Genomic DNA, 11,817 nt, shown 5'->3' with positions numbered 1-11,817 from the left:
ATTCACAGCTGCCAAATTATTCTGCAATCTGGTTGATCGCGCATTTCTTTGGCTTTGCTTCATTTCTCTCCCGCTCTTCAGCGGGAGGCGAACTATAGCAAACCTTTGCCCTGCTTTGCAAGGCCTTCGCGTAAATTATTTAGGGTATTCTTGGGGACGCCGTGCCGGGGACGGGGTAAGGGTTGGTTTTTGTAGGGTGTGCTATGGGCACCCTGCTAGCTCTGGTGTTTGGGGTGGTAGTTTGCATCACCGTTCATCACCGTTCATCACCGTTCATCACCGTTCATCACCGGACGACGCTGGGCTCCTGCCTGCGCAGGAGCGTCGGGTCGATGGACTTCTATATTGATGGCATTTCGCTGATCGGCCGGAAACCATCCCTACCCTAACCCTCCTCTTGAAAGGAGGGATTTCATGGCTTTGCGGGATGCTGGATTTGCCTCTCGCAGTGAGGGGCCTTTATTAAGCTAAACGGCTCTCTATATGTATGTACCAAAAACGAAATCCGCCAAAGCAAACATTCAGAATGCCTAATTGATTATTTGCAGAGAAATCAAGTAAGGTTAGGTTTTTCTCACTTTTAATTATTCTCATGTCTGCGAATTCAGAAGGTTCTACCAAAGCGATTTTTTATGCGCTGGGTGCCAATGGCGGTATCGCCCTGGCTAAATTTGGCGCGGCCATCTTTACATCCTCCGGGGCCATGCTGGCGGAAGCAATTCATTCGACGGCGGATTGCATTAACCAGGTGTTCTTGCTGGTGGGCTTGAAGGAAGCCAAGCGGGCACCGGATACATCTCACCCCATGGGCTATGGGCGGGTAGTTTATTTCTGGGCCATGATGGTGGCTTTGCTGTTGTTCTTTTTGGGTGGCGCGTTTTCTGTCCTGGAGGGTGTAGAGCGCCTGAAGCATCCTGAGCCACTAAAGAACCCTATCGTCGCGCTGGTAGTGCTGGGTATTTCTGTCGCCCTGGAAGCATTTTCATTGTATGGGGCGATGCTGGAGATACGCAAGATAGCTGGTGGCAAGTCTTTCTTTCGCTGGTTCCGCGAGACCCGTCAGTCTGAATTGATGGTAGTGGCGGGTGAAGATATCGCTGCCCTGGCTGGCCTGGCGGTGGCTTTTGTTGCGGTGGTGCTGTCAGTAGTAACCGGCAACCCGATCTGGGATGCGATAGGTTCTATCGTCGTGGGCATACTCTTGATGGCGGTCGCATTTTTTGTCATCAGGGAAGTCAAGGCCATGATTACTGGTGAGTCTGCCGCACCAGAAGTCAATGAAGCGATACGTGCACATATAGAAAGCCACCCGCATGTTGATCACGTCATCAATCTGATTACCTTGCAATGGGGTGAACAGTTGATGATCGCCGTACAGGCAAAAATGCGTCCTCAGGGTTCTGACCAGGCGCTAATTACTGCCATCAATGAAGTCGAAGATGGCATACAAAGCAACTGGCCACAGGCGAAGTGGTGTTTCTTTGAGCCTGATATCGATAGTACCGACGACTAAGCAGGCGTATCCGTATCAAATGTGCGGGCCTTATACCCGCACATTATCAACTTCATCAGCAGACCTGAGCAATGTATGGATGGCGCGTTCAAACAGGGGCTCATCTTCGACAAAACGCAGTCGGGCCGTATCCAGTAACTCACATAGCACGCGTATGCTGAGTACAGCAGGAAAGTCATCCCCTTTGATACTCAGCACGACATAGATCAGGTTTGGGTCCACCCAGCGCAAACAAGCCTTGGCATTGAGCTTCTCGGTTTTGATATCGACCAATGCACCACAGACGATGCGTTCAAGATAGGCTGGATTGAGTTCTGGCTCAGCAGGCACATCACCAACAATCACACCTTCCACAGGCAGTTCAGGCCTCTGGACTTCCTTGTCCAGCATCCTGGTATGCAAACCCAGTTCGCCAAACACGTCGAGCTGATACATTTCCCTGGCGAATTCGTAATGATGAACTTCGGAATGCTCTATCGTGTCGGGCTGATTGGTAAATTGTTCAAAACGTTCGTGCATGGCCGGCAGGCTTAGTCCTTGCGGTTTTTTGCTGTCTGCTGTCGGACGCAGGGCCTGGGCGTGCGCTTCTGCCAGCCAGTTCAATAGTTTTTGTTGCCTGGATTTTTCCAGCTCCATCAAGTCCATGCCATGACGTAGCGTGCCCACCATATTGGGCAGCATGGACGACAGCAGGTTGCGGTCGTCGTTATCGAGTTTGGGGAAAATACTCCACAGCAGGTCTGGTACTAACAGGCGATAACGCCTGGCGAGCAGGGCATCAGTTCTTTCAGCCACTTCTATCGCCCTGACCCACTCTTTCCTAAGGAAGCTGCGGAATGACATTTCCACATTCACTTTTGGCATGGCTTTGTTGATCGCTACAGCGATACAGGCAAAGCGCATGAAACGGATCTCGGCTTCACCCAGGGCTTTTACGGTACGGTGTATGTGCTGATTATTGGTGCGTAATTCACGGGAAATAAAGGTTTCAAACCTGTTCTGTATGCGCGAGAACAATTCTGGTACATCGCTGTCATGTCGCATGAGAGTCTTGATGATGCGGGCAATTTCTTCTGTGACGTGGTTATCGACATCACCGATTTGCTGTGCGCTATAGGCAATCGAGCAAATTCGGTTCAATAAAAGACGGGCAGGATGTTTGCCATCACTGAGCAGGTTTTTTTCTTTCAAGGCCAGTTGCAGGATCAGGAACTGCAATCGCCCCAGGCTGATGCGTATATTAAAAGGGACCAGCTCATCACAGAGCATGACTTCAAACAGCATGGCGACCAGGTCTATGCACATCTGTTCTTCAGTATCCTTGGCCAGGCTATACAAGGCGTCTTTGTGTTCGCGTATCAGGTTACGGATTTCACCCTTTTCATCCTTCATGGCAGCACTGTCAGGCACCATGACCTTGTGCATTTGCCCCAGGACTTTGGACAAACCCATGCTCATTTCTGGCGCCAGAGCTTGTGCTTCCACCCTTTGCTTCAACTGGCTTTCTATATTCTGCAGATGCGAGGCGACCAGGGCGGCTGGCACCTGTATAAGATCATTGCTACCCTGGCCTGCCGATGGCAAGCCTGAATGGGCAAATTGACCAGCGCGCGCCTGCGCACTTGCCTGGGCTGAACTGCTCTGGGGATTTTCTCTGGCAGTAAAGGGAATGGCGCTTTCGCTATGTTTATCCCTGTACTGGCTGACGGGAGAGACTTCGCCAAAAGCCTGTCTCAGCACACCACCCAGTGCACTATTGCCACTCAGCCAGGCTGGTCCGGCATTGGCGGGCGAAGCAACCGGCGATGGCATGCCAGCATAAGGGTTGGGAGCTGCAGCCTGCATGCCGCCAGCATTTTGTGCAAGTACGGGAGTGGCAGCAGGCAGAGACAGCGGTTTGCCGCGCACGGTCTGGAATAATTGTTCAAGGCGGACACCAGGGCTGGCCATGGATGTTTGTTGCGCCGCCGGGAAAGCGCCCTGGTTCTGTACCTGGGCCTGTCCTTGCCCTGGCTGAGCGCCAGGAAAAACTCCGGCTTGCATGGTGGAGTAAGCACCCTGTCCGCCACCAGCGGGGCCAGCTGCACCGCCCCCACCACCATTTCCACCAGCGCCACCGTAACCACCCTGCGTACCAGCAGCCGGGCTGCGTGTCTGTTGTGATTCAGGTGCCTTGCTGATCTTGAGTGCCAGGTTAGCGCTGATACCCTGCCTTTCCAAAGCAGAGTTGGCCGCTTCATAGATGACAGCCATGGTAGCAGCAAAGGTTTCACCCAACTGCTCGATGAGGATGGCTTCGCTTTCTTGGGATAATTTCTGTTCTTCTACCGCCAGGAAAATGCAGCGCGCCAGCAAATAGGGCCGAAAAGGATTTTCCCTCTCGCGTATGTCATCTTGTCCAAACAAAACCGCAATACGTATATTCAAATCCAGCAAGGCTTGTCCTGCCTTGTCGCGGAAATTCTGCGTCATTTCATTAAAGCGCAGCGTGGTCTCGAAGGTGGAAGAATCCAGTAAAGCCAGCTCAGTTGCCTTGCCCAAGGCAGAGGCTGGCCGGAAAGTGCTGTAGGCCGTAGTAATACTGCGGTCCAGTAATTGCACCAGATGGACAGGCATGGCACGGGAAATGGCATCCCATTTTTCTGGCAGGATGGCCCGTGCATTGACGATGCGACTTTTGTCAGCCGATGAAGTACCGTTGTAATTCGCCTTGGTCAGCAATGCTTCCATCGCTTCGGGCAGAATGCCGGGTACTGCATGATTAAATGCATGAGTAAATTCAGCGCGAGCACTGGATAAAGACTCGTTTGCGGCCATGTGCACCCTATATCTAGAAAATCACCTTTTAACAATACGCGAAAATGACGGACTCTGCCAAGAAAGTGCCGGACATGACGCTTTCCTGCCAGCGTTTATCCTGACTCAGCAGGATAAATGATCAGGCTGCCTTTTTTTTCCTGACCACAGTTTTTTTGGCTGGCGCTGCTTTAGCTGCAGTTGTTGCCCTGGCCCTGGTCGTCTTGGTTGCTGCAACTTCAGTCGTGGCTTCTGCATCAGGCTCAGCTTTGGCTTTGGATTTGCCAGCGGCAGGGGCTTTGGCCTTGCGCTCTTCAAATTCAAAACTGACTTTGCCATCCTTGCCACGCACCAGGAAAGCCTTGAACGGGCGACGGGTACGTTGCGAAATAAAGCCAGGCAATAAGTCTGTCTTGCCTTCATTGAGAAGTTTGCCCATTTGTTCAGGCAAAATTTCTTGTTGCAGGATGATGCGGCCACTACGGAAATCACAAGCTTTGGGTTTGGCCATGGACTTTTCGCAGACATAGGCCAGGCCCATCTCATACACGCCATTGCCACACTTTGGACAAGGTCCAAGTGAAGTTTGTTCAGAAAAATCGACAGGCTCCCCATCTTCACCTTCGTCCTGACTTTGGCCAAAATCAAATTCCAGCTTCAGATTACTGTGCTCAGTGTCTGGTACGATCTTCAGGATGGCTGCAAATGGGCGTCCCATTTTGGAGCGGAATCCTTGTAGCGGGCCGATTTCACGCTTGGCCAGTAATTCTTCCACCTCAGCGACTTCAAACTGACGGCTGCCTGGTGTCTTGCTCATCGAAAATTCGCACTTGGTGCAGGCGAAACGACGATAGTTCTCTTTGACCACGCCGCCACAGTTCGGGCAAGGTGTGTGCAAAGTTGCATAGTCACCAGGGATAGTGTCGTTATCGTATTCCTTGGCGCGCTTGACGATGATCTGGGTCATCTGGGCAATTTCGCGCATGAATTCTTCACGGCTGATCTTGCCTTTTTCCATTTGCGAGAGTTTATACTCCCATTCGCCAGTCAGTTCTGGTGACGTTAATTCATCTACCCCCAGACCGCGCAACAAAGTCATCAACTGGAAGGCTTTGGCGGTAGGCATCATTTCTCTGCCTTCGCGCAACAGGTATTTTTCGTTGAGCAAACCCTCAATGATAGCAGCACGGGTAGCTGGTGTGCCCAGGCCCTTGCCTGCCATCGCTTCACGCAAGTCACCATCATCCACCAGCTTGCCCGCGCCTTCCATGGCGGACAACAAGGTCGCCTCGCTGTAGCGGGCAGGTGGTTTGGTGACCAGCGCATTTGCAGTGATCTGGTCTGTCAATACTTTTTCGCCTTTGGCAACAGCAACCAGCGTGCCCTTGCTTTCGCCGTCTACCTTTTCTTCCAGCGCGTCCTTGCCATAAATTGCCAGCCAGCCTGCGGCGATCATGACCTTGCCTTCAGTCTTGAACTGATGACCGGATACTTCAGTGATACGTGTGGTTACCTGGAATTCTGCTGACGGGAAAAACACGGCCAGAAAGCGGCGCGTCACCAGGTCATACAGTTTTTGTTCTGGTTCGGACAAGTTCTTCGGTGCCAGTCCAGTTGGAATGATCGCAAAGTGATCACTGATCTTGGTATTGTCAAAAATGCGCTTGTTCGGCTTGAGCCAGTTATTTTTCAGTATCTGCGAAGCGAACTGGTGATAATTATTGGTTTCTGAGATGTTGCCCAGGGTCTCTTTTACCGTTGGCAGATAATCTTCCGGCAAATGACGCGAGTCAGTACGCGGGTAAGTCAGTACTTTGTGTTTTTCATACAAGGCCTGGGCCAGGCCCAGGGTATTCTTGGCAGAAAAACCAAAGCGCGCATTCGCTTCGCGTTGCAAACTCGTCAAGTCAAACAAAGGTGGCGCGATTTGCGTAGCTGGTTTGGACTCTTCCGTCACATTGCCCTGGCGATTACGGCAGGCAGCGACGACTGATTCTGCAGCGGCCTTGCTCCACAGGCGTTCTGCCCTCTTCTCTGGATCGTGCTCATCTTTCTTGAACTGGTGATCTTGCCAGCGGCCTTCATAAATACCGGCGGCACAGACAAACTCTGCCTTCACTTCCCAATAATCGCGGGAAACGAATTTCTTGATCTTTTCTTCGCGCTCAACCACGATGGACAAGGTTGGCGTCTGCACGCGGCCTACCGTGGTCAGGTAAAAGCCGCCTTCCTTGGAATTGAAGGCAGTCATGGCGCGGGTACCATTGATACCAATGAGCCAGTCTGCCTCCGAGCGGCAACGCGCTGCATCAGCCAGGGGAAGCATTTCGGCATCGCTGCGCAATTTCTGGAAACCATCGCGTATCGCACCCGTGGTCATGGATTGCAGCCACAGACGGCTGACTGGCTGCTTGGCCTTGGCATGCTGGGCAATCAGGCGGAAAATCAATTCTCCTTCGCGGCCCGCGTCACATGCGTTAATCAGGCCGGTGACATCCTTGCGCTTGATCAGCTTGTTTAGTACTTTGAGACGTGACTCGGTCTTGGCAATCGGGTTCAGGGCGAAATGTGGCGGTATCATCGGCAGATGGGTGAAACTCCATTTGCCGCGTTTGACATCATATTCTTCAGGAACCGTGATTTCCAGCAAATGACCTACTGCAGAAGACAGTACATAATTGTCGGACTCAAAATAATCATCATGCTTGGTGAAGCCCCCCAGCGCTTTCGCTATGTCATTAGCGACTGAGGGTTTTTCGGCAATGATGAGCGTTTTTGTCATTTCGGGATTCTCGAATAGGGTAAAGCGTGGTTGCCAATGTCTAATAGGCAACATTTCGCAAAATAAGCGTAAGACTACCCTAAATTTGCGGGGAATGTTAAACGTGATAGACGAAAAACCGCAATCTATGCGCGATTTTTGTCATAAAAATTCCATTTAGGAAATGATTAATGCAAAAGCCTGCTTGTATTGTCGTCATCTGACAACAATAATTCATCAAACATCAGCATGTCAGGCTCGGCGCCCTGGCTCCACAGCATCATCAAGACAATAATGCGCAACTTATCCAGTGGCAGTGGTGACTCATTGACAACCAATGCCCTTTCAATCACGATTTCGCGTTGATTGGCATTAAGAAGGCCGGCAGATTCAAGAAATTGTATAAACCCCAGTGCTGGTGTACCCAAGGCAACAATTTCTTGCTCTGCATATATCCTGAAACCCTTGGAAACGGGTATGACCGTGGCAGGTTGTGCCATATTGACAGCCAGACCCGTCAGCCAATCCAGTGCTTCGGAAATTTCATCCTCAGGGAAACCAACTGCCGACAATTTTTTAGTCAACGCCGCCGTGTCAGGACAGGCATCCGGACGGTAATAGGTTTCGTAGAGGTAAACAAGAATATCAAACATGCTGCTACTGTAGCCTTTGAAGCGATTTCAAACAAGCCCCTGTCAATTTGTTATCGGTTGATTTTACAGTTACTTATCAGGCAAGCCGGCGATAATAGCCACCTGGCAAGGCTTCCAGTTGCCCGTTCAGTTCCAGGCTTAACAGTTCTGTCGCCAGACTTGCAATGTCTATACCTGTGCGGCTTGCCAGCATATCCATATGTACGGGATCAAAGCTGATTTCTTTTAAAAGGCCAACGTCAGAAGTTTCCTTAGTGACACCGCGGGACTTTGTCTGGGCAGATAAAGTGATGGACTGTAATTGCAATTCTTCTAATATATCCTGCGCAGATTCCACCAGTTTGGCACCTTGACGGATTAATTGGTGGCAACCTTTGGACAAAGGCGAATGAATAGAGCCAGGGATGGCAAATACTTCCCGCCCTTGTTCCGCCGCCATGCGGGCGGTGATCAGGGAACCAGATTGCGCTGCAGCCTCAACCACCAATACCCCCTTTGCCAAGCCCGAGATAATGCGGTTGCGACGGGGGAAATTCGGTGCCAGTGCCGGTGTACCAAGTGAGTATTCACTGACGATACAACCCCCTCCGGCAATCAGATGTGCCAGATTGCGGTTGCGTGCCGGATAGACAATATCAGCCCCGGTACCGATAACGGCAATGGTAGAACCAGGGCCAGTCAGGCCCCCCTGATGGGCAGCGGCATCAATACCGGCAGCCAGACCTGAACTGATGCACAAACCAGCGCTGCTTAAAGAAGCGGAAAATTGCTCGGCATTGCGTATGCCTTGTACGGTCGCATTGCGGCTGCCAACCACGGCGATAGTCGCTGCTCCCAGCAAGGCGGCGCGGCCTTTGACATACAACATCAAGGGAGGGTCGGGGATTTCCAGCAAAGCCCGCGGATAATCTGCATCAGCCAGCGTCAATATCCGATTATCTGGCTGCTCTTGCCAGGCAAGGGTTTTGTCGAGTTGCTGCTGAAAATCAGATGGACTGGCCAGTAAAGCCTTGGCCAGTCTTGGTGTGACGACTTCACTGAGGGCAGCATGACCGGCAGCGAAAATCTGCGCAGGCAAGCCAAAACGGGCAAGCAAACGGCGGGCAGACTCATTGCCTACGCCTGGCGTCTGCTCCAGCCTTAACCAGGCCATCAAGTCGTGGTGTGTATCTGGCGATTGCTCCATCAACAAACAGTATTATCGTGGTGATTTGGCCGCGTCGCCCACTTTGACGATATCTTTTACCTGCATGATCAGACCGTAAGATATATTGCTGAACACGCGGAAGATGAACAGATCACCGATAGGCTCATCCGGCAATTTGATCGACTTATTTGCATCTGTCTTGTCCTGTATCACTCTGCCGTAGTTATACAGCGTCAATACCGTACCCAGATTCAGACCATCATTTTTGCCACGGTTGATAGAGACAATCTGGTTTTGTCCGGCAGAACCCACGCCACCATAGACAGACACGATACGGGCATCGACCTCTTCTCTTGGAGGGTGAGGTACATAGTTCAAAATTGGGGAAGGAGGAATCGGCATCAGACGGTCACCGACTGCCATTTCCTGTTTTGAACGGACCACAGAGAAAGTATGCACATCACTTTCGTCATTGCCTTCACGCTCCAGTTTGACGGTGCCCAGATATTCCGCCTCATAGGCGATAATGGCCTTGGTGACAGGATCGTGCAATGGCTTGCCTGGACGGAAAACCTGGAAGGAAGTACCGCCATCGAGTTCGCCACGGACATAAGCCTGTTCATACAGGCCCAGGTTAACCCGGCCTTCCTTGGTAGCAATAATGCGTGGCGCGACAGCCAAATCATCATCTTCCAAGATCAAAGGCTGAGACAGGAAAGGCTCTATCACGGATGCTGGAATGGCCGGTATCGCGTTCTCCCCCAGACCCTGCACACGAGATTTTGGATTCCACTTGACTGTTGGTACACCGCCAGGATTGCCAAGTCGCAAACGGCCATTGACACGGTCAAAATAGACGATCTGGTCAGGATAAATCCAGTGCGGGTTCTTGATATCCTCCTGGTTCATGCCCCAGACCACAGGCCAGCACCAGGGGTTTTTCAGGAATATACTAGAGATTCCCCACAGTGTGTCACCCTTGACAACGACATGCTTGTCCGGCGCTTCTGGCAAGAATTCGCACTTGGTTTTGCTGGCTACGGCTTGTGCCTGTGCGGTGGTTGCCTGTCCACCAGCAGCAAGCGCCCCGGTAGAAATCAGGGGAAGACTGACAGCGAAGATGGAGGCGATTGTGCTAAACTTTTTCATGAATAATATCCGATGCAAAATACTGCAATACCGCAAGTGAAGGCGCGCAGGCAGGCGCAATCTTGCAAAACTTGCCAAATTGAATCAAATTCTGCCCATAAATCCTTGAACTAGCAAGAAAAACTGCGCAATAAGCATCAAAGCTTGTTGTGAAAAGTCTTATGACGATACTAAATATACTGCGCTACCCCGACGCGCGCCTCCATAAAGTGGCAAAACCGGTAACACAATTTGATGAACGCCTGAAAACTCTGGTGGCCGATATGGCAGCAACCATGTACGACGCTCCTGGCGTTGGACTGGCCGCTTCCCAGGTCGATGTACACGAGCAACTGGTGGTCATCGACGTGTCAGAAACCAATGACCAGCTCCAGGTCTTCATTAATCCTGAGATACTCTGGGAAAGTGAAGAACGCAAGGTGTATGACGAAGGCTGCCTGTCTGTGCCAGGCATTTATGATGGTGTAGAACGCCCGGCCGAAGTTAAAGTGCGTGCTCTGGACGTCGATGGCAAGCCTTTCGAGTTGCATGCAACCGACTTGCTGGCAGTCTGCATACAACATGAAATGGACCACCTCAAGGGCAAGGTATTTGTTGAATACCTGTCGCCCATGAAGCGTAACCGTATCAAAACCAAGATGCTCAAAGAAGAACGCGAAGAGCAACGCAGACGGGCTGAACGTTAATGCGCGTCATCTTCGCCGGTACGCCGGAATTCGCTGCCAGCGCCCTGCAAGCCATTCATGCGGCCGGTGTTGAAGTACCGCTGGTACTGACACAGCCAGACCGCCCGGCTGGCCGGGGCATGCAATTGCATGCTTCTGCCGTCAAGCAATTTGCCTTGCAACACGGCATCCCTGTGGCACAGCCACAATCGTTGCGCCTGGATGGCAAGTATCCGGATGTTGCCAAAGAAGTGCATGATTTGCTTAAGCGCACGCCACACGATGTCATGGTAGTGGCGGCCTATGGCCTGATTCTGCCGCTCTCTGTGTTAAATATACCTCGCCTGGGCTGTCTGAACATCCATGGCTCATTATTGCCGCGCTGGCGTGGCGCTGCCCCTATCCACAGGGCGATAGAAGCGGGGGATACCGAAACCGGCATTACCATCATGCAGATGGAAGAAGGCCTGGATACCGGCCCCATGTTGCTGAAGCAAAGTATTGCCATTAAAGATACAGATACCACAGGCATCCTGCATGACAAACTGGCTGCCATGGGTGGCGAAATGATTGTTGCTACATTGCAACAGTTGTGCAACGGCAAGCTCTCCCCTGTCGTTCAACCCGGGGCTGGCATCAATTACGCATCCAAAATCCGTAAAGAAGAAGCAGCGCTGGATTTCAGCTTACCTGCGGAGATACTTGCGAGAAAGATACGCGCATTCAACCCTTTTCCCGGCACCCATGCTCAATATGCTGAAACCACCATTAAAATCTGGGGTGCAAAGCTGTTTGAAACAACTGGTAACCATAAACCTGGGCAAATACTATCGGCGAATACAGAGCAAGGTGTTATTGTTGCCTGTGGTCAAGGCTCGCTCAGCTTGACCGAATTGCAAAAACCCGGCGGTAAACGACTTTCGGTAGCAGATTTCCTGCAAGGCCATGCTTTAAATGAAGGAAATTTTTTCAGTTAACTGAAAAAATGAAGCAAAAAAGCTACAACTTTCCTTAATAAACAGTGGTCTGTGCATGATATCTGCGGGAATAGTTCAATTAATTCCTTGATGCAAGCAAAATCTTTGTTGCCTGCGGCTACTTGTTGTATTCTCTTACACTGAATTATTGCCATT

General features: G+C 51.3%; 8 protein-coding genes. 3 read left to right on the top strand and 5 right to left on the bottom strand.

The features are described 5' to 3' along the window. Window positions 1-592 precede the first annotated feature (592 nt). Window positions 593-1,513, top strand: a complete 921-nt coding sequence (locus tag ACO0LG_RS27920; protein WP_423031636.1) for a cation diffusion facilitator family transporter — start codon at window positions 593-595, stop codon at window positions 1,511-1,513. Window positions 1,514-1,543: 30 nt separating this feature from the next. Here ACO0LG_RS27920 and ACO0LG_RS27915 read toward each other — a convergent pair whose 3' ends face one another. The 5 genes from ACO0LG_RS27915 to ACO0LG_RS27895 all read right to left on the bottom strand — a co-directional run bounded on the left by ACO0LG_RS27915 (window position 1,544) and on the right by ACO0LG_RS27895 (window position 10,019). Then, window positions 1,544-4,330: a DUF1631 family protein gene (locus ACO0LG_RS27915; RefSeq protein ID WP_423031634.1), complete on the bottom strand. Its 2,787-nt coding sequence runs from the start codon at window positions 4,328-4,330 to the stop codon at window positions 1,544-1,546. A gap of 121 nt (window positions 4,331-4,451) precedes the next feature. Further along, window positions 4,452-7,091, bottom strand: a complete 2,640-nt coding sequence (locus tag ACO0LG_RS27910) for a DNA topoisomerase III (protein ID WP_423031632.1) — start codon at window positions 7,089-7,091, stop codon at window positions 4,452-4,454. 167 nt (window positions 7,092-7,258) lie between these two features. After that, the gene (locus tag ACO0LG_RS27905) at window positions 7,259-7,723 is read right to left on the bottom strand and encodes a DUF494 family protein (protein WP_423031630.1); all 465 of its coding nucleotides are present in this window, start codon (window positions 7,721-7,723) and stop codon (window positions 7,259-7,261) included. A gap of 76 nt (window positions 7,724-7,799) precedes the next feature. Then, entirely contained in the window at window positions 7,800-8,909 is a 1,110-nt protein-coding gene (gene dprA, locus ACO0LG_RS27900; RefSeq protein WP_423031628.1) for a DNA-processing protein DprA, read from the bottom strand. Window positions 8,910-8,921: 12 nt separating this feature from the next. Beyond that, window positions 8,922-10,019 carry a LysM peptidoglycan-binding domain-containing protein gene (locus tag ACO0LG_RS27895; protein WP_423031626.1) on the bottom strand — a complete coding sequence of 366 codons (1,098 nt, stop codon included), beginning with the start codon at window positions 10,017-10,019 and terminating at the stop codon, window positions 8,922-8,924. A gap of 161 nt (window positions 10,020-10,180) precedes the next feature. Here ACO0LG_RS27895 and def point away from each other — a divergent pair, with 161 nt between their 5' ends. Together def and fmt are read left to right on the top strand one after the other, a co-directional pair. After that, window positions 10,181-10,705: a peptide deformylase gene (gene def, locus ACO0LG_RS27890; RefSeq protein WP_423031624.1), complete on the top strand. Its 525-nt coding sequence runs from the start codon at window positions 10,181-10,183 to the stop codon at window positions 10,703-10,705. Beyond that, window positions 10,705-11,661 carry a methionyl-tRNA formyltransferase gene (gene fmt, locus ACO0LG_RS27885; RefSeq protein ID WP_423031622.1) on the top strand — a complete coding sequence of 319 codons (957 nt, stop codon included), beginning with the start codon at window positions 10,705-10,707 and terminating at the stop codon, window positions 11,659-11,661. The genes def and fmt overlap by 1 nt, the downstream gene beginning before the upstream one ends. Window positions 11,662-11,817: the final 156 nt, after the last annotated feature.

Source organism: Undibacterium sp. Ji42W, from assembly GCF_049340405.1.
Taxonomy (GTDB): domain Bacteria; phylum Pseudomonadota; class Gammaproteobacteria; order Burkholderiales; family Burkholderiaceae_D; genus Undibacterium.
This window is presented reverse-complemented; position numbering and strand designations above follow the sequence as displayed.